General features: G+C 52.2%; 31 protein-coding genes. 17 read left to right on the forward strand and 14 right to left on the reverse strand.

Annotation, left to right across the window (positions count from 1 at the left end; translation table 11 throughout):
- Window positions 1-4: 4 nt before the first annotated feature.
- A complete protein-coding gene (gene flgC / locus ABVN36_RS09375; protein ID WP_001196448.1) occupies window positions 5-409 on the reverse strand; it encodes a flagellar basal body rod protein FlgC in 405 nt (134 codons plus the stop codon).
- A gap of 3 nt (window positions 410-412) precedes the next feature.
- Window positions 413-829, reverse strand: coding sequence for a flagellar basal body rod protein FlgB (gene flgB, locus ABVN36_RS09380; RefSeq protein WP_000887043.1), 417 nt, complete (start codon window positions 827-829; stop codon window positions 413-415).
- 156 nt (window positions 830-985) lie between these two features.
- Between flgB and flgA the strand changes: the two genes are divergently transcribed.
- The 3 genes from flgA to flgN all read left to right on the forward strand — a co-directional run bounded on the left by flgA (window position 986) and on the right by flgN (window position 2,457).
- Entirely contained in the window at window positions 986-1,645 is a 660-nt protein-coding gene (gene flgA, locus ABVN36_RS09385) for a flagellar basal body P-ring formation chaperone FlgA (RefSeq protein ID WP_023138618.1), read from the forward strand.
- Window positions 1,646-1,736: 91 nt separating this feature from the next.
- A complete protein-coding gene (flgM, locus tag ABVN36_RS09390; protein ID WP_000020893.1) occupies window positions 1,737-2,030 on the forward strand; it encodes a flagellar biosynthesis anti-sigma factor FlgM in 294 nt (97 codons plus the stop codon).
- A gap of 4 nt (window positions 2,031-2,034) precedes the next feature.
- Complete coding sequence (gene flgN / locus ABVN36_RS09395; RefSeq protein ID WP_000197547.1) at window positions 2,035-2,457, forward strand: flagella biosynthesis chaperone FlgN; 423 nt, start codon at window positions 2,035-2,037, stop codon at window positions 2,455-2,457.
- Window positions 2,458-2,538: 81 nt separating this feature from the next.
- On the opposite strand, the gene murJ is transcribed toward flgN, so the two are convergent.
- From murJ to rimJ, 4 genes are all read right to left on the reverse strand, one after another.
- The gene (gene murJ, locus ABVN36_RS09400; protein ID WP_033903634.1) at window positions 2,539-4,074 is read right to left on the reverse strand and encodes a murein biosynthesis integral membrane protein MurJ; all 1,536 of its coding nucleotides are present in this window, start codon (window positions 4,072-4,074) and stop codon (window positions 2,539-2,541) included.
- 303 nt (window positions 4,075-4,377) lie between these two features.
- Window positions 4,378-5,301 (reverse strand): Gfo/Idh/MocA family protein, encoded by a 924-nt coding sequence (locus tag ABVN36_RS09405; RefSeq protein WP_023138616.1) that lies wholly within the window; start codon window positions 5,299-5,301, stop codon window positions 4,378-4,380.
- A gap of 1 nt (window position 5,302) precedes the next feature.
- Window positions 5,303-5,950, reverse strand: coding sequence for a YceH family protein (locus tag ABVN36_RS09410; RefSeq protein WP_000873047.1), 648 nt, complete (start codon window positions 5,948-5,950; stop codon window positions 5,303-5,305).
- Window positions 5,951-5,985: 35 nt separating this feature from the next.
- The gene (gene rimJ, locus ABVN36_RS09415) at window positions 5,986-6,570 is read right to left on the reverse strand and encodes a ribosomal protein S5-alanine N-acetyltransferase (RefSeq protein ID WP_000468204.1); all 585 of its coding nucleotides are present in this window, start codon (window positions 6,568-6,570) and stop codon (window positions 5,986-5,988) included.
- Window positions 6,571-6,806: 236 nt separating this feature from the next.
- Between rimJ and mdtH the strand changes: the two genes are divergently transcribed.
- The 10 genes from mdtH to ABVN36_RS09465 all read left to right on the forward strand — a co-directional run bounded on the left by mdtH (window position 6,807) and on the right by ABVN36_RS09465 (window position 14,216).
- Window positions 6,807-8,015, forward strand: coding sequence for a multidrug efflux MFS transporter MdtH (gene mdtH, locus ABVN36_RS09420; protein WP_000092177.1), 1,209 nt, complete (start codon window positions 6,807-6,809; stop codon window positions 8,013-8,015).
- A gap of 63 nt (window positions 8,016-8,078) precedes the next feature.
- Window positions 8,079-8,726 carry a glutaredoxin 2 gene (gene grxB / locus ABVN36_RS09425; RefSeq protein WP_000780893.1) on the forward strand — a complete coding sequence of 216 codons (648 nt, stop codon included), beginning with the start codon at window positions 8,079-8,081 and terminating at the stop codon, window positions 8,724-8,726.
- A gap of 124 nt (window positions 8,727-8,850) precedes the next feature.
- Window positions 8,851-9,411, forward strand: coding sequence for a lipoprotein (locus ABVN36_RS09430; RefSeq protein ID WP_000713054.1), 561 nt, complete (start codon window positions 8,851-8,853; stop codon window positions 9,409-9,411).
- Between the two features lie 103 nt (window positions 9,412-9,514).
- Window positions 9,515-10,561 (forward strand): dihydroorotase, encoded by a 1,047-nt coding sequence (gene pyrC / locus ABVN36_RS09435; RefSeq protein ID WP_000126607.1) that lies wholly within the window; start codon window positions 9,515-9,517, stop codon window positions 10,559-10,561.
- Between the two features lie 73 nt (window positions 10,562-10,634).
- Window positions 10,635-10,880: a DNA damage-inducible protein I gene (gene dinI / locus ABVN36_RS09440; RefSeq protein WP_001217763.1), complete on the forward strand. Its 246-nt coding sequence runs from the start codon at window positions 10,635-10,637 to the stop codon at window positions 10,878-10,880.
- A 289-nt stretch (window positions 10,881-11,169) separates the two neighbouring features.
- The gene (bssS, locus tag ABVN36_RS09445; protein WP_000414441.1) at window positions 11,170-11,424 is read left to right on the forward strand and encodes a biofilm formation regulator BssS; all 255 of its coding nucleotides are present in this window, start codon (window positions 11,170-11,172) and stop codon (window positions 11,422-11,424) included.
- 112 nt (window positions 11,425-11,536) lie between these two features.
- Window positions 11,537-12,655, forward strand: a complete 1,119-nt coding sequence (solA, locus tag ABVN36_RS09450; RefSeq protein ID WP_023138615.1) for an N-methyl-L-tryptophan oxidase — start codon at window positions 11,537-11,539, stop codon at window positions 12,653-12,655.
- A gap of 40 nt (window positions 12,656-12,695) precedes the next feature.
- Complete coding sequence (locus ABVN36_RS09455; RefSeq protein ID WP_001253282.1) at window positions 12,696-12,809, forward strand: YceO family protein; 114 nt, start codon at window positions 12,696-12,698, stop codon at window positions 12,807-12,809.
- 262 nt (window positions 12,810-13,071) lie between these two features.
- Window positions 13,072-13,644: a cytochrome b gene (locus tag ABVN36_RS09460; RefSeq protein ID WP_001159780.1), complete on the forward strand. Its 573-nt coding sequence runs from the start codon at window positions 13,072-13,074 to the stop codon at window positions 13,642-13,644.
- Entirely contained in the window at window positions 13,641-14,216 is a 576-nt protein-coding gene (locus tag ABVN36_RS09465; protein WP_000739886.1) for a YceI family protein, read from the forward strand. Before ABVN36_RS09460 ends, ABVN36_RS09465 begins: the two co-directional genes overlap by 4 nt.
- Before the next feature lie 51 nt (window positions 14,217-14,267).
- Here the strand turns inward: ABVN36_RS09465 and ABVN36_RS09470 are convergent, their stop codons facing one another.
- Window positions 14,268-15,320, reverse strand: a complete 1,053-nt coding sequence (locus ABVN36_RS09470; protein WP_001144647.1) for a rhodanese-related sulfurtransferase — start codon at window positions 15,318-15,320, stop codon at window positions 14,268-14,270.
- 219 nt (window positions 15,321-15,539) lie between these two features.
- On the opposite strand from ABVN36_RS09470, the gene ABVN36_RS09475 reads away from it, so the two are divergent.
- The 3 genes from ABVN36_RS09475 to ABVN36_RS09485 all read left to right on the forward strand — a co-directional run bounded on the left by ABVN36_RS09475 (window position 15,540) and on the right by ABVN36_RS09485 (window position 18,284).
- Window positions 15,540-16,460, forward strand: coding sequence for a Kdo(2)-lipid IV(A) acyltransferase (locus ABVN36_RS09475; protein WP_023138614.1), 921 nt, complete (start codon window positions 15,540-15,542; stop codon window positions 16,458-16,460).
- Between the two features lie 153 nt (window positions 16,461-16,613).
- On the forward strand, window positions 16,614-17,828 hold the full coding sequence (gene mdtG / locus ABVN36_RS09480; RefSeq protein WP_000075053.1) for a multidrug efflux MFS transporter MdtG: 1,215 nt from the start codon (window positions 16,614-16,616) through the stop codon (window positions 17,826-17,828).
- Window positions 17,829-17,909: 81 nt separating this feature from the next.
- On the forward strand, window positions 17,910-18,284 hold the full coding sequence (locus tag ABVN36_RS09485) for a MysB family protein (RefSeq protein WP_000180050.1): 375 nt from the start codon (window positions 17,910-17,912) through the stop codon (window positions 18,282-18,284).
- Here the strand turns inward: ABVN36_RS09485 and ABVN36_RS09490 are convergent, their stop codons facing one another.
- The 3 genes from ABVN36_RS09490 to mdoG form a co-directional block, all read right to left on the reverse strand.
- Window positions 18,285-18,512: a YceK/YidQ family lipoprotein gene (locus ABVN36_RS09490; RefSeq protein WP_001217832.1), complete on the reverse strand. Its 228-nt coding sequence runs from the start codon at window positions 18,510-18,512 to the stop codon at window positions 18,285-18,287.
- Between the two features lie 73 nt (window positions 18,513-18,585).
- On the reverse strand, window positions 18,586-21,129 hold the full coding sequence (gene mdoH / locus ABVN36_RS09495; RefSeq protein ID WP_001044607.1) for a glucans biosynthesis glucosyltransferase MdoH: 2,544 nt from the start codon (window positions 21,127-21,129) through the stop codon (window positions 18,586-18,588).
- A complete protein-coding gene (gene mdoG, locus ABVN36_RS09500) occupies window positions 21,122-22,657 on the reverse strand; it encodes a glucans biosynthesis protein MdoG (protein ID WP_001562609.1) in 1,536 nt (511 codons plus the stop codon). The genes mdoH and mdoG overlap by 8 nt, the downstream gene beginning before the upstream one ends.
- 271 nt (window positions 22,658-22,928) lie before the next feature.
- On the opposite strand from mdoG, the gene mdoC reads away from it, so the two are divergent.
- Window positions 22,929-24,083, forward strand: a complete 1,155-nt coding sequence (gene mdoC / locus ABVN36_RS09505; protein WP_000100069.1) for a glucans biosynthesis protein MdoC — start codon at window positions 22,929-22,931, stop codon at window positions 24,081-24,083.
- A 16-nt stretch (window positions 24,084-24,099) separates the two neighbouring features.
- Here mdoC and ABVN36_RS09510 read toward each other — a convergent pair whose 3' ends face one another.
- The 4 genes from ABVN36_RS09510 to csgC all read right to left on the reverse strand — a co-directional run bounded on the left by ABVN36_RS09510 (window position 24,100) and on the right by csgC (window position 26,927).
- Complete coding sequence (locus ABVN36_RS09510) at window positions 24,100-25,587, reverse strand: phospholipase D family protein (RefSeq protein ID WP_000976323.1); 1,488 nt, start codon at window positions 25,585-25,587, stop codon at window positions 24,100-24,102.
- Window positions 25,523-26,062, reverse strand: a complete 540-nt coding sequence (gene ymdB / locus ABVN36_RS09515; protein WP_000203941.1) for an O-acetyl-ADP-ribose deacetylase — start codon at window positions 26,060-26,062, stop codon at window positions 25,523-25,525. Before ymdB ends, ABVN36_RS09510 begins: the two co-directional genes overlap by 65 nt.
- 86 nt (window positions 26,063-26,148) lie before the next feature.
- Window positions 26,149-26,469 carry a type 1 fimbrial protein gene (locus tag ABVN36_RS09520; protein WP_000111254.1) on the reverse strand — a complete coding sequence of 107 codons (321 nt, stop codon included), beginning with the start codon at window positions 26,467-26,469 and terminating at the stop codon, window positions 26,149-26,151.
- A 131-nt stretch (window positions 26,470-26,600) separates the two neighbouring features.
- Window positions 26,601-26,927, reverse strand: coding sequence for a curli assembly chaperone CsgC (gene csgC, locus ABVN36_RS09525; protein ID WP_000557256.1), 327 nt, complete (start codon window positions 26,925-26,927; stop codon window positions 26,601-26,603).
- Window positions 26,928-26,965 lie beyond the last annotated feature (38 nt).

The raw sequence follows: 26,965 nt of genomic DNA on the forward strand, positions 1-26,965 counted from the left end.
TCCTTTACTGGCCTAATGTCAGCGTTTTAAGCATCATGCTTTTTACGGTATTCAGGACTTCGATATTTGCCTGATAGCTGCGCGAGGCTGACATCGTGTTGACCATTTCGCCGACCACATCGACGTTGGGCATTTTGACGTAACCATTAGCGTCCGCCAGCGGGTTGCCTGGCTCATAAACCAGCTTTTCCGGTGCCTGACTTTCAATCACGCTGGCGACCTTTACCCCGCCAGTGGCTTGACCCGGCGCGGCATCCACCTGAAAAACCACCTGTTTGGCGCGATAAGGCTGTCCGTCCGGGCCGGTGACGCTATCCGCATTCGCCAGGTTACTGGCCGCAACGTTCAGCCGCTTGGACTGCGCGGCAAGCGCCGATCCGGCAATATCAAAAATGTTTAACAGCGCCACGAATTAGTTTCCTCCCTGTAGCACATTCATCATGCCTTTGAGTTGGCTACCCAGAACGGTAAGCCCCATCTGATATTTGAGACTGTTATCCGCAAACTGCGTACGTTCCCTGTCCATATCTACGGTGTTACCATCCAAAGAAGGCTGATCGGGTACGCGGTAAAGCAGATCCACTGCGGGAGAAGAGACCGCCTGGGCGGGAATATGGTGAGAGGAAGTCAACGTTAACGCGACGCCGCCGGTTTCTTCCCGTCCACGCACCATCACCTTTTTTAACTCACTGGCAAAATCAATATCGCGCGCCTGATACCCCGGCGTATCGGCATTGGCGATATTCGCCGCTAATATTTCCTGACGTTGCGCGCGCAGATTTAGCGCTTCCTGCTGAAATCGTAAGGCGGCATCGAGCCTGTCGAGCATATCTCCTCCGCAAATGGCAAAATTCAGCCGACAGCTTAAATGCCTTCACGCGCGCGTTATCGCCGGAATAAACGCAAAATGCGTCGCTATTTATTGCGTTGATGCTTGCTTCACACGGGTAGAATCCTGTCATGACATCAACCAGGGGGAAGTACCATGCAAACGTTAAAACGAGGATTCGCCATGGCGGCTTTGCTGTTCAGCCCCCTGACAATGGCGCAGGACATCAACGCCCAATTGACTACTTGGTTTTCCCAGCGTCTGGCTGGCTTCAGCGACGAGGTGGTTGTCACGCTCCGTTCACCGCCCAATCTGCTGCCGAGCTGCGAGCAACCAGCCTTCAGCATGACGGGCAGCGCGAAGCTGTGGGGCAACGTCAATGTGGTGGCGCGCTGCGCCAATGAAAAACGTTATTTGCAGGTGAATGTGCAAGCGACCGGCAATTATGTCGCCGTTGCCGCGCCCGTCGCGCGCGGCGGAAAATTGACGTCGGCCAACGTCACGCTAAAACGTGGCAGGCTGGATCAGTTACCGCCGCGGACGGTACTGGATATCCGTCAGATTCAGGATGCCGTCAGTTTGCGCGATCTCGCTCCCGGGCAGCCGGTACAGCTTACGATGATACGTCAGGCCTGGCGCGTCAAAGCGGGTCAACGAGTACAGGTCATCGCCAATGGCGAGGGGTTTAGCGTCAATGCGGAAGGTCAGGCGATGAATAATGCCGCCGTCGCGCAAAATGCGCGCGTACGCATGACATCGGGTCAAATCGTGAGTGGAACCGTCGATTCTGATGGGAATATTCTTATTAACCTATAATTGTGTAAAGATTTTGTCGCGGCTGCCGATGAGATATTCAACCATGATGGTAGCTGGCCGCTACAACGTAACCCTCGATGAGGATAAATAAATGAGCATTGACCGTACCTCACCTTTGAAACCCGTTAGCACTGTCCAGACGCGCGAAACCAGCGACACGCCGGTACAAAAAACGCGTCAGGAAAAAACGTCCGCCGCGACGAGCGCCAGCGTAACGTTAAGCGACGCGCAAGCGAAGCTCATGCAGCCAGGCGTCAGCGACATTAATATGGAACGCGTCGAAGCATTAAAAACGGCTATCCGTAACGGTGAGTTAAAAATGGATACGGGAAAAATAGCAGACTCGCTCATTCGCGAGGCGCAGAGCTACTTACAGAGTAAATAAGCGTATGACTCGTTTGTCAGAAATACTTGACCAGATGACCACCGTCCTGAATGACCTGAAGACGGTGATGGACGCCGAGCAACAACAGCTTTCCGTAGGCCAGATTAACGGCAGCCAGCTACAGCGTATTACAGAAGAAAAAAGCTCGTTGCTGGCGACGCTGGATTATCTGGAACAACAGCGCCGTCTGGAGCAGAATGCGCAGCGTAGCGCAAACGATGACATTGCAGAGCGCTGGCAGGCGATTACCGAAAAAACGCAGCATCTTCGCGACCTCAACCAGCACAACGGCTGGCTGCTGGAAGGGCAAATCGAGCGTAATCAACAGGCGCTGGAGGTGCTGAAACCTCACCAGGAGCCGACCTTGTACGGGGCTGACGGTCAGACTTCCGTCTCTCACCGCGGCGGTAAAAAAATTTCTATCTAATCATTGCCGGATGGCGACGTTGCGCCTTTCCGGCCTGAATGCCTTGTAGGCCTGATAGCACAGCGCTATCAGGCACTGAATTTACGCCGTCCGGCGAACAAACTCTTTCATTTTAAAGCCCAGCACGGCAAGCGCGGCGAAATAGGCCGCGATACCCGCGATCACTACCGCCATCAAACGCAGCAAACGCCATAACATCGACCCTTGCGACCACTCCGGCATAATATGCAACACGCCGAACAATACGGCGGCCATCACCAGTACGGAAATGATCAGACGCATCAGGAACCACATCCAACCCGGTTGTGGCGTAAAGATATTCTGTTTGCGCAGTTGCCAGTACAGCAGCGACGCATTGAGACATGCCGCCAAACCAATAGAGAGCGACAGCCCGGCGTGTTTCAGCGGTCCAATAAACGCCAGGTTCATTAACTGCGTCATGATTAACGTCACGATGGCGATTTTCACCGGCGTTTTAATATCCTGGCGAGAATAGAAGCCCGGGGCCAGCACTTTTACGACGATCAAGCCAATCAGCCCCACCGAATAGGCGATTAACGCCCGCTGCGTCATCGCCGCATCAAAGGCGGTGAATTTACCGTACTGAAACAGCGAGACCGTCAGCGGCTTCGCCAGAATGCCTAACGCTACCGCGCTCGGCAACGCCAGTAAAAAGCACAAACGCAGCCCCCAGTCCATCAGGCGGCAGTACTCATCATGATTGCCGCTGGCAAAGCTTTTCGACAATGACGGCAACAGGATGGTCCCCAACGCCACGCCCAGCACGCCGGACGGGAACTCCATCAACCGATCGGCATAGTACATCCATGAGACCGAGCCGGAGGCCAGAAACGAGGCGAAAATGGTATTGATGATAAGGGAGATCTGACTGACGGAAACGCCCAAAATCGCCGGCCCCATCTGTTTGACTACCCGCATCGCCCCGGTGTCGCGAAAGTTAATGCGCGGCAGCACCAGCATACCGATCTTTTTCAAATACGGAAGTTGATACACCAGTTGCAGCACGCCGCCGACGGTGACTGCCCAGGCTAACGCCAGCACCGGCGGATTAAAGTATGGCGCGGCGAATAATGCAAAACCGATCATGCTGATATTAAGAAATGTCGGCGCAAAAGCGGGAATAGAGAAGCGATTCCAGGTGTTGAGAATGGCGCCAACCAGTGAAGCCAGCGAGATCAGCAGAATATAGGGAAACGTAATCCGCAGCAGTTGCGTCGTCAGCGCGAACTTATCCGCAGTATCGGCAAAACCCGGCGCGGTTACCATAATCACCCACGGGGCGGCCAGCATACCGGCCACCGTCACGACGGCCAATGCCAGCGTCAACAGGCCGGAAACGTAAGCGACAAAGATCCGCGTCGCTTCTTCACCCTGCTTGCTCTTATATTCCGCCAGGATAGGCACAAAGGCCTGAGAAAAAGCGCCTTCGGCAAAGATCCGGCGTAGTAGATTGGGGAGTTTAAACGCCACAAAAAAGGCGTCGGTCGCCATCCCTGCGCCAAAAATTCTGGCGACAATCGCATCACGGGCAAAGCCCAACACGCGTGAAAACATAGTCATCGAGCTGACGGCAGCCAGCGATTTCAATAAATTCATTTCTTTTGTATTCCAGACCCTGGCGTAAAACTCCTGCATGGCTGATCCATCGACCGGATAACGCAACTTCTGCCGTATCCGGCTGTATCACCGCGCCTGACGGCGACGTTAAAACGTCTTATCAGGCCTTACAGACTCCCCACGGTTTGCCATTATTCACTGTGAAAAGAGGTATTATGTAGAGTGGGCATATATACCCGCCATACTTCGAGCTGCATGTGCGTTAGCTTTTCTGCAACTCGAATTATTGAGGGTATAGTACCTGGATTACGATGAATTACTACCGCCAGATGTTACAGAGGGTTATTCGCTGATGGCGTCCCGCCACAGCGCCTCCACGACGCGCTGGGCCAAAATCGCCTGTTCCCCCGCCGTTTCCGGAACCGTCTGATTTTGTACGCAGTCAATGAAATGCCGCGCGCATCCGACAAAACCACGCTGTTCAAGCGTCGTTTGCCAACCCGGAATGGGTTTGATGAGAATACCCTGCCCGCGCTCTTCGCGCCATTCACGCATATCCGTCACGTCATACAGCCCGCCGTCGGTGACGGCCTGGACCGATTCACGCTGGCTTCCGGCGCGCCGGTGCATACTGGTGGTAATTTGTAGTTTGTCGGCGGAAAAATGATGTTCCGCATAGCACATTTCGCCGGACTCGCTGGTGAGCAACGTGCCGCTGGCAAGGCGCGCCTCGCCGCCCGCCAGCCACAGAGCGGTATCCACGACATGCAGATAGTCATCGAGCAAAGTAAAACGTAAGTCGTGCGGCCCGACGCTATCGGTACGATGTTTATCCATACGCAGTGACGCCGCAGTGCCGAGGCGCGTCTTCAGTTCGCGGTACAGCGGCGCGAAACGGCGATTAAAGCCAACCATCAGCGTCAATTTTTTTTGCGCCGCCAGCGCCACCAGCCGTTCGGCATCACGTAGATTTTCCGCCAGCGGTTTATCTACGCAGACATGGACGCCGGCATTGAGAAGTTCGCTGACCACGGCATAATGGCTTGCGGTACTGGAGTGGACGAAGACCGCATCGCAGCCGGACGCTAAATTCGCTAGCGAATCCACATACGGTATGCACCAGCTTTCGCAGATACGTAAGGCTTTATCCCGCGAAGGAGACCAGGCGCCCTGTAACGTCCATTCGGCGGTGTTGGTTAATACCGGCAGCCAGGCCTTCTGCGCAATACCCCCTAACCCGACAATGCCAATCCGTAATGTTCTCACATTACTCTCCCAGGTGAGCTAACAAAGAATCCAGCCGCTGCTTTAACTCCGCCACTTCGCTTTCCAGCGCTTCGACGCGCGACTGAAGATCGCCCGACGCACTTTCCGGCGCAGACGTCTGGAGAGACAGTTCATCGACGTCGCCGCAAAAAAGGTGCATATAACGGCTTTCGCGCTTACCCGGTTCACGCGCCAGACGGACGACATACGGGCCGTCCTCACGGCTGGCAAGCCGTTCCAGCGTGGATTCAACTTCCGCCATATCGCTGAATTCATGCATCCGCGACGCCCGACTACGCAACTCGCCGGGCGTTTGCGCGCCGCGCAGCAGCAGCGTAGTGACGAGCGCCACTTCCGCCGCGCTAAGTTTCAGATCGCCAAATTCGGAATTACAGAAACGCTGTTCATATTTGGTGACGCGATTGCCAAACCCGCTGACCGTACGCAAAAAGTGGCGTTTCACCAGGTTATCGAGCTGTTCTTGTACCTCTTGTTCCGTCAGGTTCATCACCGGTTCACGGTTGGTTTTCTGATTACAGGCTGTCACCACCCCGTTGACGGAAAGCGGATACTGTTCCGGCGTTGTCACCTGCTTTTCCAGCAGACAGCCAATCACTCGCGCTTCAGTGGCAGTTAATTCATATTTCATCGTTTTCTCCCTTTGCCTCTCATTCCGTAAGCCGCTCAACGCCCCGGCGTCCATAACGGCGTGGTTAACGCCGTCAGGACATGGTCGCGCCATTGTCCATCAATCAACAGGTAATCTTTCGCATAGCCTTCTTTTTCAAAGCCAAGCCGCGCCAGCAACGCGCCGCTACGTTTGTTGTGCGGCATATAGTTCGCCATGATACGGTGGATATGCTGAGTGCGCTGCATATAGCGAATCGCAGCGGTTAAGGCTTCAAACATCAGCCCTTGCCCCTGCCACTTCTGCGCAATGGAATAGCCCAGATAACAGGCATGAAAAGAACCGCGCACCACATTAGAAAAATTCGCCACGCCGATAATTTCTTTTTCTTCCGGATCAAGTAGCGCGAAATAGAAGGCGGAGCCCTGTTTGTGAAATTCACCGATCATTCCCAGACGCGCCTGCCATCCTGAAGGATAACAATGACTTTCATCACGGACCGGTTCCCAGGGTTTTAAAAAATGACGATTTTCCGCGTAATAATCGGCCAGACGCCAGGCATCACGCTCATGCACTAAACGTACCACCAGACGATCGGTGGTTAAGCGCACTTTTGGCACGTTACTACGATAGCCAAACATTCTATACCTACTCCTTCCTGTAACGTCTTCAGCACGCCAGTAACATTACTATACCTGCGCAACCAGGCTCTGTGAAAAGCGCAAATCGTCATTTTTTGAATTGCTGCCACATTTTGATGAAAACTCTCGATTAAAAAGGATTTTTGATAAAAAAATATTGTCCCGCTAACGGTAGGAAAAAACGAAACGCCGCCGCAGAATAGAAGACGCTCATCTTTTATTTCCCGGGAGGGGAAATGTCGCGCGTCTCGCAGGCGAGGAACCTGGGTAAATATTTTCTTCTCATCGATAACATGTTAGTGGTGCTGGGTTTTTTCGTCGTCTTCCCGCTCATCTCTATTCGCTTTGTCGATCAAATGGGGTGGGCTGCCGTAATGGTAGGGATCGCGCTCGGCCTGCGCCAGTTTATTCAACAAGGTCTGGGCATTTTTGGCGGCGCCATCGCCGATCGCTTTGGCGCGAAACCGATGATTGTCACCGGTATGCTGATGCGCGCCGCAGGCTTTGCCACCATGGGTATCGCGCATGAGCCCTGGCTCTTGTGGTTTTCCTGCTTTCTTTCCGGTCTCGGCGGTACGCTTTTTGACCCGCCGCGTTCAGCGCTGGTGGTCAAATTAATTCGTCCGGAGCAACGGGGCCGCTTCTTCTCTCTGTTGATGATGCAGGACAGCGCGGGCGCGGTGATTGGCGCGCTGCTGGGAAGCTGGTTGCTACAATACGATTTTCGCCTGGTCTGCGCGACAGGCGCTATTTTGTTCATATTATGCGCCCTTTTCAACGCATGGCTGCTTCCGGCCTGGAAGCTATCAACGGTCAGAACGCCGGTGCGTGAAGGAATGCGCCGCGTCATGAGCGATAAAAGGTTTGTCACCTACGTGCTGACGCTGGCGGGCTACTATATGCTGGCGGTACAGGTCATGTTAATGCTGCCGATTATGGTAAACGATATCGCCGGTTCGCCTGCTGCCGTGAAATGGATGTACGCTATTGAGGCGTGTCTCTCGCTGACGTTGCTCTACCCGATTGCCCGCTGGAGCGAAAAGCGTTTTCGGCTGGAGCATCGGCTGATGGCCGGTTTGCTCGTCATGTCGCTGAGCATGCTCCCCATCGGGATGGTGGGCAATTTACAGCAGCTTTTTACGCTTATTTGCGCTTTCTACATCGGCTCGGTTATCGCCGAACCGGCGCGCGAAACGCTCAGCGCGTCGCTCGCGGACGCGAGGGCGCGGGGAAGCTATATGGGCTTTAGCCGTCTGGGATTAGCCATTGGCGGCGCGATTGGTTATATCGGCGGCGGCTGGTTGTTTGATATGGGTAAAGCGTTTGCGCAGCCTGAACTACCGTGGATGATGCTCGGTATTATCGGTTTCATCACCTTTTTGGCTTTAGGCTGGCAATTTAGTCATAAACGCACGCCGCGCCGGATGCTGGAACCCGGCGCCTGATTTGATACCTGTCGCTATCTCCTCCATACTGGTCAGATACCGACAGTCAAATGGAGGAGAAACGTGAAGCTTTATATTTACGATCATTGCCCTTTCTGCGTTAAAGCCCGCATGATTTTCGGCCTGAAGAACATCCCCGTTGAACTTAACGTGTTACAAAATGACGACGAGGCGACGCCCACCCGGATGATTGGTCAAAAGATGGTGCCCATCCTGCAAAAAGATGATAGTCGCTACCTTCCTGAAAGTATGGATATTGTACATTATGTCGACAACCTCGACGGCAAACCGCTGTTAACCGGGAAACGCAATCCAGCCATTGAAGAGTGGTTGCGCAAAGTTAACGGTTACGTTAATCAGCTACTGCTGCCGCGATTTGCAAAATCCGCTTTCGATGAATTTTCTACCCCTGCGGCGCGCCAGTATTTTATCCGCAAAAAAGAAGCCTCATCTGGCAGTTTTGACAACCATCTTGCGCACTCTGCCGGACTGATTAAAAAGATCGGCGATGATTTACGTTTGCTGGATAAACTCATCGTACAGCCTAACGCCGTTAACGGCGAATTATCGGAAGATGATATTCATCTGTTTCCGCTTCTGCGTAATCTGACGCTGGTCGCCGGTATTCACTGGCCGACAAAAGTCGCGGACTATCGCGATAATATGGCAAAGCAGACGCAAATTAATTTACTCTCCTCAATGGCTATCTAACGCCCGCCAGGCGGCAACCCTTTCTTGCCGCCTTTTTCAGCTTTTTCTAGTGGCGCCATGTCCGCTGGCGCGACATGCTGCTTTGTGTCAAGATTAGGGCACAGGCAACATGCTAAGGAACGCCATGAAAAAGTTTTTTTTTGCCGCTGCGCTGGTAGTTAGCGGCCTGTTAGTGGGTTGTAATCAACTTACGCAATACACCATTAGCGAACAAGAAATCAATCAAGCGCTTGAAAAACGGAATAATTTCTCAAAAGATATTGGTCTGCCCGGCATTGCCGACGCGCATATCGTATTGACTAACCTTGCCAGCCAGATTGGTCGGGAAGAGCCTAATAAAGTCACCCTTACTGGCGATGCCAGGCTGGATATGAATTCCCTGTTTGGCAGTCAAAAAGCGACGATGAAACTCAAGCTAAAAGCCCTGCCGGTCTTTGATAAAGAAAAAGGCGCCATCTATCTTCAGGAGATGGAAGTAGTAGACGCCACCGTGACGCCGGAGAAAATGCAATCGGTGCTACAAACGCTCCTGCCCTATTTAAATCAGTCTTTACGTAGCTACTTTAACCAGCGGCCAGCTTACGTGTTGCGTGAGGACAGTAGTAAAGGCGAAGCGTTAGCGAAGAAACTCGCGAAAGGCATTGAAGTTAAACCTGGTGAAATCGTTATTCCTTTCACCAATTGATTTCGGAGGGCGCGCTCGCGCCCTTTTTTTACGTGCAAACGAAAACGTTTCCGCTTATCCTTTGTTTCCGGCAAAAAGACTATTCCTCAGCCGGAGCTTATTAATGACTGCACCATCCCAGGTTTTAAAGATCCGCCGCCCGGACGACTGGCACGTTCACCTTCGCGATGGCGACATGTTAAAAACGGTCGTACCCTATACCAGCGAAATTTATGGTCGCGCTATCGTGATGCCGAACCTGGCGTCCCCCATCACGACCGTTGATGCAGCGATCGCCTACCGCCAGCGTATTCTCGATGCGGTGCCCGCCGGGCATGATTTCACGCCGTTAATGACCTGCTATTTAACGGATTCGCTCGATGCCGATGAACTGGAGCGTGGTTTCCATGAAGGCGTATTTACTGCGGCTAAGCTTTACCCGGCCAATGCCACCACTAACTCCAGTCATGGCGTAACGTCAGTCGACGCTATCATGCCGGTACTGGAGCGGATGGAAAAACTCGGAATGCCATTGCTGGTCCACGGTGAGGTGACCCATGCGGAGGTTGATATCTTCGATCGCGAAGCGCGTTTTATCGACACCGTAATGGAACCGCTACGCCAGCGTCTGACCACGCTTAAAGTGGTCTTTGAACACATCACGACCAAAGATGCCGCGCAGTATGTCCGTGACGGCAACGACTACCTGGCGGCTACCATTACGCCTCAACATTTAATGTTTAACCGTAATGATATGCTGGTCGGCGGCATTCGTCCTCACCTGTACTGTCTGCCGATTCTGAAACGCAATATTCACCAGCAGGCGTTACGCGACCTGGTCGCCAGTGGTTTTACGCGCGCCTTCCTGGGGACGGATTCAGCGCCGCATTCACGTCATCGTAAAGAGACCAGTTGCGGCTGCGCCGGTTGTTTCAACGCACCCTCCGCCCTTGGCAGTTATGCCGCCGTGTTTGAGGAAATGAACGCGCTGGCGCACTTTGAAGCGTTCTGTTCACTGAATGGCCCGCAATTCTATGGCCTGCCGGTGAATACGGGGTGGGTGGAACTGGTTCGCGATGAACAACAGGTACCGGAAAATATCGCGCTGGCTGATGATTCGCTGGTGCCTTTTTTAGCGGGTGAAACAGTACGCTGGTCAGTAAAAAAATAAAAAATGCGCTTACCTGTTGCTATATATTGGATTTAACTGTATATATATCCAGTATATTCAGCAGGGGGTCATTATGCGTATTGAAGTCACTATAGCCAAAACGTCACCTCTGCCTGCCGGTGCGATTGATGCGCTGGCGGGCGAACTCTCCCGTCGTATTAGCCATCATTTTCCTGAGAACTTGGGTAACGTCACCGTACGTTACGCTACCGCCAACAACTTGTCCGTCATTGGCGCATCAAAAGAGGACAAAGAACGCATTAGCGAGATTCTCCAGGAGACCTGGGAGAGCGCTGATGACTGGTTCATCAATGAATAAAAAATGATATGCAGTGATGTATGTTTGCCGGGTCGCCCCGGCTTTTTTATTTGCGCAACTGATGAATATTTCGCCTGACCGTCAAAATAATTGCACAACATCCTAAAAAAATATGAATGAACTGCCGCTTTATTGTTCATATAATTCTTAAAAAGAGAAATTTATCCTCCGGTCTCTTTAAAAACGCAGTGAATAGCCTTATTAATTGGTATACTGAAGTTGCTTCAGAAGAAAAACACGCATTGAACCTCGAGAACCGTTGTCTTATAACACGTACCAGGGGGGCATGATGGAAAAGAATAATGAAGTCATTCAGACCCATCCGCTTGTAGGATGGGACATCAGCACCGTCGATAGCTATGATGCGCTGATGCTGCGTTTACACTACCAGACCCCAAATCGTCCGGAACCGGAAGGGACTGAAGTTGGTCAAACGCTCTGGTTAACGACAGATGTAGCCAGGCAATTTATTTCAATATTAGAAGCCGGCATCGCCAAAATAGAATCAGGTGATTACCAGGAAAACGAGTATCGTCGCCATTAGCGTGACGCGCTCCCCCTCTCTCAGGCACCGTAAGGTGCCTCACTTATTTCTGGCTTGTATATCTCAGCGCAGTTATTTACCCTGAAATCATCGCGATAGCAGAGAGAAGCTGATGAAATACGACCTTATTATTATCGGCAGCGGTTCGGTTGGCGCCGCCGCTGGTTATTACGCCACCCGCGCCGGGCTAAAGGTCCTGATGACCGATGCGCATATGCCGCCTCATCAACAGGGCAGCCATCACGGCGATACCCGACTTATCCGCCACGCTTATGGTGAAGGCGAAAAATATGTCCCGCTGGTGCTTCGCGCCCAGGCGCTTTGGGATGAACTCTCCACACACAATGAAGAGCCTATTTTTGTCCGCTCCGGCGTCGTCAACCTCGGCCCGGCCGATTCCGCTTTCTTAGCCAACGTCGCACGAAGCGCACAACAGTGGCAATTGAACGTCGAGCGCCTGGACGCGACGGCCCTCATGACGCGCTGGCCGGAAATTCGCGTGCCCGATAATTATATCGGGCTGTTTGAAGCTGACTCCGGTTTCCTGCGCAGCGAATTAGCCATTACCACATGGCTTCGTCTGGCCCGAGAGGCAGGCTGCGCACAGCTATTTAACAGCCCGGTAAGCCATATTCACCATGATGATAACGGTGTGACGATAGAGACGAGTGAAGGCTGCTACCACGCCAGCAAGGCGCTGATTAGCGCGGGCACCTGGGTCAAAGCGCTGGTACCGGAGCTGCCCGTTCAGCCCGTACGTAAAGTTTTTGCCTGGTTTAAGGCGGATGGGCGTTACAGCACTAAAAACCGCTTTCCGGCCTTTACCGGCGAAATGCCCAACGGCGATCAATATTACGGCTTCCCGGCGGAGAACGACGAGTTAAAAATCGGCAAACACAATGGCGGACAGCTAATACAAGCTCCGGAAGAGCGCAAGCCCTTTGCCGCCGTTGCCAGCGATGGCGCGGAAGCATTTCCTTTCCTGCGTAACGTACTGCCGGGTATCGGCGGTTGTTTACATGGGGCGGCATGTACCTATGATAATTCGCCGGACGAGGATTTTATTATCGATACGCTGCCTGGCCATGAGAACACGCTTGTCATCACTGGACTCAGCGGACATGGTTTTAAATTCGCCCCGGTGTTAGGAGAAATCGCTGCGGATTTTGCGTTGGGAAAAACATCCTCCTTTGATCTGACGCCGTTCCGGCTTTCCCGTTTTAGCCAATAATTTGTCGGCCCCGTAAAGGGGCTGTTTATTAAGGTAACCTATGCGCCGTCTCTTTCATTTTCTGATGAATAATATTCGCGAACATTTCATGCTTTACGTTATTCTTTGGTCACTGCTGGCGGTGATGGATATTGTTTATCTCCTTTTCTTCTGATTGCTTTTCATTGACGTTAACTGACACTTCCTGAAAATTCCTCACTTTTTATTTCATAACGTTGAAGCACGACAATAATGCCAGTTCCTGCCGTTGCGCGGTTACAGGAGTGAAATATCTCGAAACTTCTGAAGCTGAACCGCAAACAACATCAAAATTATTGAAATAAAAATAAATATCATTCAAATTCTTATTTATAAGTTGCATTCGGCGCTTTTCCACGCCATTTTCATTCTCTCGTGAAATATTCATTGGTGTGTTTATGCAATTTAAAAATACTCCACAGCGTTATGGCGTGGTTTCCGCCGCGCTCCACTGGCTGACCGCCCTGGTGGTCTATGGCATGTTTGCGTTGGGCTTATGGATGGTCACGCTCAGTTATTACGACGGCTGGTATCACCAGGCACCGGAAATACATAAAAGTATTGGCATATTACTGATGATGGCGCTGATCGTGCGTATTATCTGGCGGCATTATTCTCCGCCGCCCGTTGCGTTGACCAGCTATTCCCGTTTAACGCGCGCTGGCGCCGCCGCGGGTCATCTCCTCCTGTATCTCCTGCTCTTTGCGATAATCATTAGCGGCTACCTGATTTCCACCGCCGACGGTAAACCGATTAGCGTCTTTGGCTGGTTTGAGATTCCGGCCACGCTTACGGACGCGGGCGCGCAGGCTGACATCGCCGGAACGCTGCATCTGTGGTTTGCCTGGTCGCTGGTCATTATCTCGCTCTCGCATGGGGTTATGGCGCTAAAACACCATTTCATCGATAAAGACGACACACTGAAACGTATGACAGGAATGTCGTCATCTGACTATGGAGCTCAAAAATGAAAAAAAACCTGCTGGGATTCACCCTCGCATCCTTGTTATTCACGACCGGTTCCGCCGTGGCGGCGGAGTATAAAATTGATAAAGAAGGCCAACATGCGTTCGTCAATTTCCGCATCCAGCATCTGGGCTACAGCTGGCTATACGGCACCTTTAAAGATTTCGACGGCACGTTCACTTTTGACGAAAAAAATCCGTCGGCCGACAAAGTGAACGTGACCATTAACACCAATAGCGTCGACACTAACCATGCCGAACGTGACAAACACCTGCGTAGCGCGGAATTTCTTAATGTTGCGAAATTCCCGCAGGCAACCTTCACCTCTACCAGCGTGAAAAAAGAGGGCGATGAACTGGATATTACCGGCAATCTGACGCTCAATGGCGTGACTAAACCGGTGACGCTGGAAGCGAAGCTGATGGGCCAGGGCGACGATCCGTGGGGCGGTAAGCGCGCGGGCTTTGAGGCCGAAGGAAAAATTAAGCTGAAGGATTTCAATATAACTACCGATCTCGGCCCGGCCTCACAAGAGGTTGAGCTTATCATCTCAGTAGAAGGCGTTCAGCAGAAGTAACGCCTGGCGAAATGCCGGATAGCGGCCTTTACGCTGCTATCCGGCAAGATATTACTCAGCCGGATCGGGAATGCTCAGTTTGCTATTAAGCCGACCACGCGATTTATTAAAAATTTTGTTGCCGTTCTCGCGACCCGCACGACGTCGGCGCTGTTCTTCCTCCGGCAAGGCCAACTCTTCACAGCATTGTTCACTACAGCAGCCGTTAAATTTACTGGCGCACTGCGGACACTGGATAAACAGCAGATGGCAACCGTCGTTTTTGCAGTTGGTATGGCTATCGCAGGGCGCGCCGCACTGATGGCAATGCGCGATAACCTCATCCGAGATTCGTTCGCCCATTCGTTCATCAAATACAAAGTTTTTGCCGATAAAGCGAACGGGAAGCCCCTGCTCGCGCGCGCGACGGGCGTATTCAATGATGCCACCCTCAATATGCCAGACTTTATTGAAACCGTTGTGTTTCATCCAGGCGCTGGCTTTCTCACAACGAATACCGCCGGTACAGTACATCACTATCTTTTTATCTGCATGTTCCCGCAGCATTTCAACCGCTTTTGGCAACTGTTCACGAAACGTATCCGCCGGGATTTCCAGAGCATTTTCGAAATGGCCAACTTCATACTCATAATGGTTGCGCATATCAATAAAGACCGCGTCAGGATCGTCCAGCATCACATTCACATCTGCCGCCTTCAGATAATCGCCGACATTACTGGCATCAAAACTCGGATCATCAATACCGTCAGCAACGATACGGTCGCGAACTTTCATACGCAGCACCCAAAATGACTTTCCGTCATCCTCCAGCGCAATATTTAAACGCAGCCCGTCCAGCGCGGGGTCGAACGTATAAAGCTGTTGACGAAACGTCTCGAGCTTGCTTTGCGGCACGCTGATTTGCGCATTGATGCCTTCATGCGCCAGGTAAACGCGACCAAAAACGTCCAACGCCGTAAACACCTGATACAACGTGTCCCGCGTCTGTTGCGGCGAGGCGATAGTGAAATATTTATAAAAAGAAATTGTCGTACGCGGCTCGCTTTCCGCCAGCATTTTGGCTTTCAGCTCGTCATTAGAGATGCGGTTGTGTAACACTGGCATGGTGTACGTATCCTGCAATCAGCAAAAAATAAAGTGGGCAGGCATGATAAGGCAAGTCTCGCCAATTTACATCCACACATTTCGCGCTACATTTCCTGCTTTACACTAAATAATTAACAACAATTGTCGATTTAATCGCCACTCTCCTGCTACATATTTTTGCTCAACGCAAAAAGATGCGAGAATACGGGGAATTGTTCGTTGAAAGACAGGATAGAAATGACGAAGTTGCCTAAGTTCTCCGTGGCCTTACTGCACCCGCGCTATTGGTTAACCTGGTTGGGTATAGGCGCGCTTTGGTTGGTCGTGCAACTCCCCTACCCGGTCATCTATAAATTGGGTTGCGCATTGGGCCACCTGGCGCGACGCGTAATGAAACGCCGCGCGAAAATCGCCTATCGCAACCTTGAATTATGCTTTCCGGAAATGACCGCGCAGGAACGCCACACCATGGTGGTCAAAAACTTTGAATCCGTCGGTATGGGCGTGATGGAAACCGGCATGGCCTGGTTCTGGCCCGATCGGCGAGTGAACCGCTGGATGGAAGCGAGCGGTCTGGAGCATATCCGTGAAGTTAAGGCGCAGGGGCTGGGGTTCATTCTGGTAGGAATACATTTTCTTACCCTTGAGTTTGGCGCCCGCATGTTTGGTATGCATAACCCGGGGATCGGAGTTTATCGCCCGAATGATAATCCGTTGCTCGACTGGTTACAGACCTGGGGACGCTTACGCTCCAATAAATCAATGTTGGATCGCAAAGATCTGAAAGGCATGGTTAAGGCATTGAAAAGCGGCGAATTGATCTGGTATGCGCCGGATCACGATTACGGCCCGCGCGCCAGCGTTTTTGTACCATTATTCGCTGTCGACCAGGCTGCCACGACCTCCGGTACCTGGATGCTCGCGCGCATGTCTAAAGCCTGTATTATCCCCTTCGTGCCTCGCCGTAAACCCGATGGGAAAGGCTACGAACTGATCATTCTTCCTGCGGAATATTCGCCTCCGCTGGAGAGCGCAGAAGCGACTGCCGCGTGGATGAATAAGATTGTTGAGCAGTGCATTATGATGGCGCCAGATCAATATATGTGGTTGCATCGCCGCTTTAAAACTCGCCCTGAAGGCGTACCGTCGCGCTATTGACAGGATTGCAGCCGTCAGGCTGCAATTTTCCCCTCTTTTAGCTTTAAAAGCTCCCCACATTGCGAGGCTGGTAAGGTCGGCGCATAATTATAATTAGTACGCTCATAATTAAATTGATGATAGCGCAAACCGCGCATCATACTGTGGAACGCTATGTCACCCTCTGATGTCCCCATAAACTGGAAACGCAATCTAACCGTTACCTGGCTGGGCTGTTTTTTAACCGGCGCGGCATTCAGCCTGGTCATGCCTTTTCTCCCTCTCTACGTTGAGCAACTCGGCGTAACAGGCCATAGCGCGCTCAACATGTGGTCCGGGCTGGTCTTTAGTATTACGTTCCTCTTTTCAGCTATCGCTTCCCCTTTTTGGGGCGGCCTGGCGGATCGTAAAGGGCGTAAGATCATGCTGTTGCGTTCCGCTCTCGGCATGGCCATTGTGATGCTGTTAATGGGCATGGCGCAAAATATCTGGCAATTTCTGATCCTCCGCGCGTTATTAGGCCTGCTGGGCGGATTTATTCCCAACGCCAATGCGCTCATCGCCACTCAGGTGCCGCGCCACAAAAGCGGCTGGGCGTTAGGGACGCTCTCTACTGGCGGCGTCAGCGGCGCTCTGCTTGGCCCACTTGCGGGCGGTCTGCTCGCCGACCATTACGGCCTTCGCCCGGTCTTTTTTATTACCGCCAGCGTGTTGTTTATCTGTTTTCTGCTCACCTTCTTTTTTATTCGCGAGAATTTCCTGCCGGTGAGCAAAAAAGAGATGCTTCACGTTCGGGAAGTGGTCGCCTCGTTAAAAAATCCCCGCCTGGTGTTAAGCCTGTTTGTCACCACGCTGATTATTCAGGTGGCGACGGGGTCTATTGCGCCCATCCTGACGCTCTATGTGCGCGAACTCGCGGGAAATGTCAGTAATATTGCGTTCATTAGCGGGATGATAGCGTCCGTTCCCGGCGTGGCGGCATTACTTAGCGCCCCCCGGCTCGGCAAGCTCGGCGACAGAATTGGCCCGGAAAAGATTCTTATCGTCGCGCTGATTATTTCCGTACTGCTGCTGATTCCAATGTCTTTTGTGCAAACGCCGTGGCAGCTCGCGCTATTGCGGTTTCTGCTTGGCGCGGCGGATGGCGCGCTGCTGCCAGCCGTTCAAACTCTGCTGGTTTACAACTCTACCAACCAGATAGCCGGGCGCATATTCAGCTACAACCAATCTTTCCGCGATATCGGCAACGTCACCGGCCCTCTCATGGGCGCCGCAATTTCCGCGAGCTATGGCTTCCGCGCCGTATTCTGCGTCACGGCAGGCGTGGTGTTGTTCAATGCTATCTATTCATGGAACAGCTTACGACGGCGCAGACTGGCAATAGAATGATTTTTGCGCTTTCATACTTGCAATATCACAGAATCAGCTATTCTTTCCCTAAATACCTCGTCAAATCAAAGGGAGACACTGATGACCATGTATGCCACGCTGGAAGAAGCTATCGATGCAGCCCGGGAAGAATTTCTGGCTGACCATCCAGGCCTCGAACAAGATGAAGCGAATGTGCAGCAGTTCAACGTTCAGAAATATGTACTGCAGGATGGGGACATCATGTGGCAGGTCGAATTTTTCGCCGATGAAGGTGAAGATGGCGAATGTCTGCCGATGCTGAGTGGTGAAGCCGCGCAGAGCGTGTTTGACGGCGATTATGATGAGATAGAGATCCGCCAGGAATGGCAGGAAGAGAATACTTTGCATGAATGGGATGAAGGGGAATTCCAGCTTGAACCCCCGCTTGATACCGAGGAAGGCCGTACTGCGGCAGACGAATGGGATGAGCGTTAATTACTCATAAGGCCCGTGGTGAATATCGAGCGGCAGTAGCAGTGTATCGAAGATCAGTGAGAAGGGCAGATCGAGGATAGTGATATAGCGCCATGCGGAATCACGCATATCCCACTGCACGCCAGGGTAATACTGGTTGCCGTGTCCTTGTCCGGGGATCGTTCTGCTGATAATACTGCCGCAGCCGCTCAGGGTAATCACCATTATGCTCACCGCGAATATACGCACCTGATACCTCATTTCACTATAAAAATACCGGCATCACGCCGGTATTTTTCACCTCACTCCAGACCTGAAGACCTTATCCCGCTGACGATGCTCGTCCCTGCAACGCCTGCGGATTCAGGACGAGAGACTGATAATGGTTTACCCAGGAAGAGTATCTCTCTGGCGCATTCCAGACCCGATAGTGTAAACGCGCCATCGTCACCGGATCGCTGAGCAAAACCAGACGCCGATCGCGGTTCAGTTTCTCCGGCGTTTCGTTTAGCGCCTGCTCCACATGACGATCGCGGGCTATTTCCAGCACCTTACTGGCGCGGTGACGCGCGGTGGCCATCGCGGTCGCCAGCGCATTAAGCGACGGGTTAAATACCGCATGCATAAAGCCATCGTCCAGAATACGGCGGCGATTCATCTCCAGATATTTATCGGTATCGACCAACACCTGAGGCGGCGAATACTCTTCCGGGATCAGGAACAGCTTCCAGCGTTTGGTGCGTAATCCTACCGTTGAACGACTGGAGATCACCGAAACAAATGGCGACAGAATCAGCGAAAAGACAATCGGCGCCAGCCAGAACAGAAAGCGTAAATCCAGCCACGCCATACCCACCGCCCAGACCAGCCCCAGCAGCAGTTGAGAACCGTGACGCATAAAGGCTTCTCCCCACGGCGTAGAATCATCGTCGCGTTGCGGTGAGTTCCAGACCACTTCCCAGCCGAGGAACGCGCTGACCACAAACACGGTATGAAACAGCATACGCACCGGCGCCAGCAACACGGAGAACAGCACTTCCAGCAACAGCGACAGCGTAACGCGCCAGAAACCGCCATACTCTTTGGTGCCTTTACACCAGATCAGCATAATACTGAGCAGCTTCGGCAGGAACAGCAGCACCATCGTTGACGCAAACAGCGCGATTGCCAGTTCCGGACGCCACTGCGGCCAGACCGGAAAAAGCTGGCGCGGCTGAAGGAAATATTGCGGCTCTGTTAACGCATGAACGACCTGCAGCGCGGTAGAAAGCGCGAGGAACATAAACCATAACGGCGCGGACAGATATGACATTACCCCCGTCAGGAACACGGCGCGATGCACCGGGTGCATTCCTTTCACCAGGAACAGACGAAAGTTCATCAGGTTGCCGTGACACCAGCGGCGGTCGCGTTTAAGCTCATCCAGCAGATTTGGCGGCAGCTCTTCATAGGAACCGGGGAGATCGTAGGCAATCCAGACGCCCCACCCTGCCCGACGCATTAGCGCCGCCTCCACAAAGTCGTGGGAAAGAATCGATCCGGCGAACGAACCTTCTCCCGGCAGCGGCGCCAGAGCGCAGTGCTCGATAAACGGCTTCACGCGGATAATGGCATTGTGCCCCCAGTAGTGCGACTCCCCCAACTGCCAGAAGTGCAGCCCGGCGGTAAACAGCGGTCCATAAACACGGGTCGCGAACTGTTGGCAGCGGGCATACAGAGTATCCATTCCCGACGCTTTCGGCGAAGACTGGATAATCCCAGCGTTTGGATTCGCTTCCATCAGACGCACCAGCCCGCTCAGACACTCGCCGCTCATCACTGAGTCCGCGTCCAGCACCACCATATAGCTGTACTGATTGCCCCAGCGGCGGCAAAAATCGTCAATATTGCCGCTTTTGCGTTTCATACGGCGGCGGCGGCGACGGTAAAAAATTTGGCCTTCGCCCTGCACTTCCGCAATAAGCTCCATCCACGCCTTTTGCTCCGCCACGCAGATATCCGGGTTATAACTGTCGCTAAGGATATAGACGTCGAAATGCGCGGCGTTGCCTGTGGCTTTAACGGACTCCCAGGTCGCGCGCAGACCGGCGAAAACGCGGCTAACGTCTTCATTACAGATAGGCATGATCAGCGCCGTCCGGTGTTCCGGATTGAGGGGCTCATCGCCAACCGTAGACGCGGAGATGCTGTACTTATCGCGCCCGATAAGCAGTTGCAGGAAGCCCATCAGCGCCGTCCAGAATCCGGCTGACACCCAGCAGAACAGCACGGCAAACAGAATCAGGATACCGGTTTGCAGCATGTAGGGCAGGAGCTGCATAAAAGAGACCCAAATATCCTGCCCCACCATATCCATAGGATTGATGAGCGCCCATCCCTGATAAGGCAGAATGGTCTTCATATACCAGGTCGCGACGACGGTTTGCGCCAGAGTCAAAATTAACAAAATATAGCGGCGTATAGTGCCGACGGTACGCCATTTTTGCTCGCTCGCCTGCTCTTCTTTTGTCAGACGAGAAACATAGCGCGGCGTTACATCCCGCCCACGCAGGCGATCCCAAAAACGGCCAACCGGGTTGGTTCGCCAGGGATCAGGAAACATCGAAGAGCGCGTCGCTTTTGGCATAGCCTGCAACTGATCGCGCCCTTCATCATCTTTAATTAACTGCCCCTTCGCCAATGAATCCGGCCAGGCGTGTTCAAGGCGGGCTTTTACGGAACCCTGCGGTGAATCGTCTTCTCGCGAGTAAGTCCGATGCTCGGCATCCAGCGCCTGATGCACGGCGCGGATGTCAGTTTTCGGCAATGCCGCTTTCTCACGTTCAGAAAGCAGCAGTGCGTCAATATACTCAGTTGTTTTATTCATTGGCAGGTAACTGGTAGCTCCAGGTTTCACTTAGCGTCTGATCGGCATTCACCAATGCGGCACGCATTTCCGTGGTTTTCTTCGCGTCTTTGACTTTCACGCGCAGCATTAAACGCCAGCCTTTAGTGACTGGGTTATAGCGTACATTACTGTCAACGATTTCACCGTTATCGCCAATGCTGGTTTGCGCAGCGACGGGCGTATCCGGCGGCAGTTTTTTCATGTCGGCGCCAACGAAATCCACCACAAAGGCAATAGTGCCGTCGGGCTGGCGAATCAGATTCGACTGTTTAACGTCGCCCGTTGAGCGGCGTGTTTGCAGCACCCAGGCATTATCCGGCGCATGAAGTTTATCTTCATCGCGGCTGAAGGTCAGAGTGTACTTGAAGTTCATCTCTTTACCCGGTTCCGGCAGTTGATCCGGAGTCCAGTAAGCGACGATGTTATCGTTGGTTTCATCATTGGTCGGAATTTCAACCAGTTCAACCTTACCTTTGCCCCAGTCGCCTTTCGGGGTAATCCAGGCGCTTGGACGCAGGTCGTAGCGATCGTCTAAATCTTCAAAGCGCGAGAACTCGCGACCACGCTGCAACAGGCCGAATCCCTGAGGGTTTTCCATCGCATAACTGCTCACAGCGAGGTGTTTTGGATTGTTCAGCGGACGCCAAATCCACTCGCCATTACCTGCATGAATGGATAAGCCGTTCGAGTCATGCAATTCCGGACGATAGTTGGTCGTCGGCGACGGCTGGTTTGGCCCAAACAGGAACATACTGGTTAATGGCGCAACGCCCAGCTTGCCCACTTTATCGCGCAGATAGACTTTTGACTGCACGTCCACCACGGTATCGCGGCCAGGAATGATCACAAAACGGTAAGCGCCGGTCGCGCGCGGAGAATCGAGTAATGCATAGACGGTCAAACGCTTATCGGTGGGTTTTGGACGCTCAATCCAGAACTCGCGAAAGCGGGGAAACTCTTCACCAGATGGTAAGGCGGTATCAATCGCCAGGCCGCGCGCAGATAAGCCATATACCTGGCCTGCGCCGATAACGCGGAAATAGCTGGCGCCAAGCATACTGACGATTTCGTCGTTCTTATCTTTACTGTTGATGGGGTACAGTACTTTGAACCCGGCGAAGCCTAAATCTTTTACCGTGTCTTTATCGTGCTGAACATTGCCAAAATTGAAGTAATCCGGGCTGTATTTGATTCTTTTGACCGTCGTCGCCGTCACTTCGTTAATCTTGACCGGCGTATCGAAGTACATCCCCTGATGGTAAAATTCGAGCTTAAAAGGGGTCTTTAAGTTGTTCCAGTAGGCTTTATCGCTGTTAAACTGGATCTGCTGATAATCCGCATATTTCATGTCGCGGAAAACGGAGGGCAAGTTGCTTTTAGGCGCCTCATAGCCTTTCCCGGCTAAAGATTGAGCTTGTTTTGCCACGTCATCAATACTGAACGCCCAGCTCGATGATGCGTAGAGCGTTAACATAATAGCTGCGCCCAACCAACGCATTTTCATCATTTGTCGTTTATGTTTCATAATAAGTAAGCACTTCCCCCTTTGTGTGCTTATATCGATCCGATCCATTTTAATGGATAATCAGGCATTACGACAACTGAATCCAGGCTTTGTTCAGCGCGCTGGCTCATGGATTAAGCACCTCCCGCGCCTGTTTTCACTTTGCGTGCTTATCCTGGAGACAGGTTGTCGGAGTTGGTGTAGGGTTGCTACCGAATGTAACTATAATTCGCCTTATGGATAAGGTGAAAAATCTGAGAATACGTGACCTTATATGAGCTCTGTACCCGCGCCGCGCGAATATTTTCTTGACTCTATCCGCGCATGGCTGATGTTGTTAGGGATTCCCTTTCATATCTCGTTGATCTATTCCACTCACAGTTGGCATGTCAATAGCGCCACGCCATCGTGGTGGCTAACCCTGTTTAACGATTTTATCCACGCTTTTCGTATGCAGGTGTTTTTTGTTATTTCTGGTTATTTTTCGTACATGTTGTTTTTGCGTTATCCGTTAAAACGCTGGTGGAAAGTACGGGTAGAACGTGTGGGTATTCCCATGCTTACCGCAATCCCTTTGCTTACCTTGCCGCAATTTATCCTGTTGCAATATGTCAAAGAGAAAACAGAGAACTGGCCTACACTCTCTGCCTATGAAAAATATAATACGTTAGCGTGGGAACTCATTTCACATCTGTGGTTTTTACTGGTGCTGGTGATATTAACCACCGTCAGCATCGGGATTTTTACCTGGTTCCAAAAAAGGCAGGAAACAAGTAAGCCTCGTCCCGCCGCTATTTCACTGGCCAGGCTTTCGCTTATTTTTTTCCTGCTGGGGATGGCTTACGCCGCTATCAGGCGCATTATTTTCATCGTATATCCGGCAATCCTCAGTGACGGCATGTTCAATTTTATTGTGATGCAAACGCTATTTTATGTGCCATTTTTTATTCTCGGCGCGTTGGCCTTCATTCACCCCGATCTGAAAGCGCGCTTCACCACGCCCTCACGCGGATGCACTTTAGGCGCTGCCGTTGCTTTTATCGCGTATCTGCTGAATCAACGTTATGGGAGCGGCGACGCCTGGATGTACGAAACCGAATCCGTGATTACGATGGTAATGGGGCTGTGGATGGTGAACGTGGTATTCTCACTGGGGCATCGCTTGTTAAACTTCCAGTCCGCGCGTGTCACCTATTTCGTAAATGCTTCGCTGTTTATCTATCTGGTGCATCATCCCTTAACGCTTTTCTTTGGCGCGTATATTACGCCGCATATCTCCTCCAACCTGATCGGGTTCTTGTGCGGGCTGATATTTGTTATGGGTATTGCGTTAATTCTGTATGAAATTCATTTACGCATCCCGCTCCTGAAATTTCTCTTTTCAGGTAAACCGCCGGTAAAACAAGAAAGCCGCGCCGCGATCGGGTAGTTTTCCGCGCGCGGGTTCACAGCAACCATTCCACAGGTAAAATTGCCGCCAACCGTACCAGAACTCGCTGCCAGAAACGCGTAGCGGGTTCTTTCTTTAACACCTTTTCCTCTTCTTGCTGACGATCGATCCAGTTAATTCGTCCCCAGCGATCCAGCCGCAGTTGCCAGGCCGCATCGCGTTGGCTCTGCGTAAAACGCTTATGAATAAGCGTCGCCAGCGTTTCACTTTCAATGACAAAGCCCATTTCGGTATTTAAAAGCGTTGAACGGGGATCAAAATTAAGCGACCCGATAAACACCTTACTACCATCAATACTGAACGTTTTAGCATGTAAGCTGGAACCTGAGTTCCCGGTGAGTCCGCGATCATGTACGGCGGTTTCATGTTCGCGGGTCGGTTTCAGTTCGTAGAGCTCCACGCCATAGCGCAGTAATTTCTTGCGCCAGCGCGCGTACCCTGCGTGAACGACCGCCACATCGTTGGCCGCCAGAGAGTTAGTTAAGATGGCGATCTTCACGCCTTTCCTGACCAGATTAAGCAACTGCGCCACGCCTGCGCGCGTAGGGACAAAGTAAGCGGAAATAATGTCGATACGCTCCGTCGGCGACCCCATCACGTCAAATAATCGCTGCGGAAGAAGCGAATGGCGCTGCGCCTTCCCCTCGCCTTTAGAAGGGTCATCGCTAAGCAAGCGTGTTTTTGCCCAAATCAGCGGCAACGTTCCGCGATCGAGATCCGCCATAAACTGGCTGGTTTCCAGCTTATGCAGATAACGGCGGGTGATCTCATCGTTATACCAGGATTCGGGAAGTTCGATACGCTGCGTCAGTTCCTGCTCAGAAAGGGATAATACTTGCTGCAATGTCGACACTGAACTACAGCGCCAGTAACGTTCAAAATCATTGGCGACATCATTGACCACCGGACCAATGGCCATCACGTCCAGATCGGAAAATAGCGGCTCCTCACCAGCGCCGAAATAGGCATCGCCGATGTTGCGCCCACCGACCAGCGTCACTACGCCGTCGGCAGTGTAACTTTTATTGTGCATCCGCCGATTCAGCCGCGCAAAATCCGTCAAATATCCCAGCGCGCGTAGCGTACGAAAAGAGAAAGGATTAAACAGACGAACTTCGATATTAGGATGGCTATCCAGCAAGCGCAACGTATCATCCAGACCAGGCGTATTGTTATCATCCAGCAGCAGACGAACATGAACGCCGCGCTTCGCCGCCGACAGCAGAACCGAAAAGAGCAGCCGCCCGGACATATCGTCTTCCCAAATATAATACTGCACATCCAGCGTCCGCGCCGCCATTTCGGTCAGGCGGTAGCGGGCGGCAAAAGCGTCCAGACTGTTATCCAGCGCGAGAATGCCGCACTCTCCGGGATGGCGCGCGCATAGCGGTTCAACGGCACGCTCCAGGCGTGTTTTATCAGGCAGGGTCGTCGCCTTGCTGAGTAAGTAATCTTGCGTAAAGCCGGGCAGTTTCTTCATCATAACAGACAAAGTATACCTGTTCAGGCAGAGCGTAACGGGTAATAAAATCTGAAACCGTCCTGACGGCGATCTCAGCGGCCTGGGCGCGTGGATAGCCATAAACGCCGGTACTGATTGCCGGAAAAGCGATGGAACGAAAGTGATTCGCCTCGGCAAGCAGCAAACAATTTCGGTATGCCTCTTCGAGTAGCTCAGCTTCCTGGTGTTCGCCGCCTCGCCAGACGGGCCCCACTGTGTGAATAACCGCCTTTGCCGAAAGCTTGCCGGCAGGCGTGATAACCGCATGTCCCGTCTGACATTCGCCCTGTTGCTGGCGGATGAGTTTACAGGCGTCCAGCAATGCCGGCCCCGCCGCGCGATGAATCGCGCCGTCTACGCCACCGCCGCCCATTAATGATGCGTTAGCGGCATTCACAATCGCATCGACGCTAAGTTGAGTGATATCACCCTGTATGACCTGAAGACGTGATGTCATAACCCCCCCCTTTGTCTCACCTTATCTGCAAAGTGTACAGCAGGGCTTTCAACAGAGTCGCTCTTTTTATATCTATGACACCGCCGTTAACGGTACTCAATATTCATCACCGCCAGGCTTTTTTGCGCATCGAGATAATGCAGCCGTACCGTCGCAATGGACTGAATATCCTGCGGTAATCCAGATGCCTGCCGAAGGTCAATCCGGTGCATTTGCTTTTTACCTTCGCGTAGGCAGGTTAAATCAATATTTTCGGCGTGAGTAGAAATATCGCACAGTGGCTCAACAATCGCGCCGCGAAAATGGATAACGCCGCCCTGTACCGTTTGTTGCCCTACCGCAGAATGGATAAAAAAAGCGCAGATACACAGGCCTATGGCAGGGATATTTTTCTTGATTACGGACATGTTAACTCCTCAATGATTAGTCATCCTCGAGGGTTCGGCGTTACCTTTTAGCGACATGCCGAGACGATGAGACGCTTTTATCGCCTCTTTAATACCCAGGTCAGCCAATCCATTTCCGCCACCATCAAAAACTACTGTGCAGAAGGCGGCCATTGTTGTGATAAATGCAGTGATTGTCCGTCCGAAACAGTAACAATAATTTTAACCGAGTCCTCTGAAGATATATTTACACTAAGACGAGACAACTCAATCGGTTGATTAGCAGGTAAAGATAGCGTTTGTTTTTGCTGTGTATGGCTTTGTCCCCCGACGCCGTCGCGCACAGAGAGAATTTGCACCTGACAGACGCAGGGTTCGTTTAATGTGACCTGAGGGATCACCGTGTAAATATCGCCTTGCTGAGTCGTGGTAAACGTAATCTGATTTGAAAGTGCGGCAAGGAGCAATAAAGTATGCATAATTTCCTCCCGAAAAAAAACAGGGCTTATGCCCTGTT

The organism is Salmonella sp. SJTUF15581, from assembly GCF_043356775.1.
In the GTDB taxonomy this organism is placed as follows: Bacteria; Pseudomonadota; Gammaproteobacteria; order Enterobacterales; family Enterobacteriaceae; genus Salmonella; species Salmonella enterica.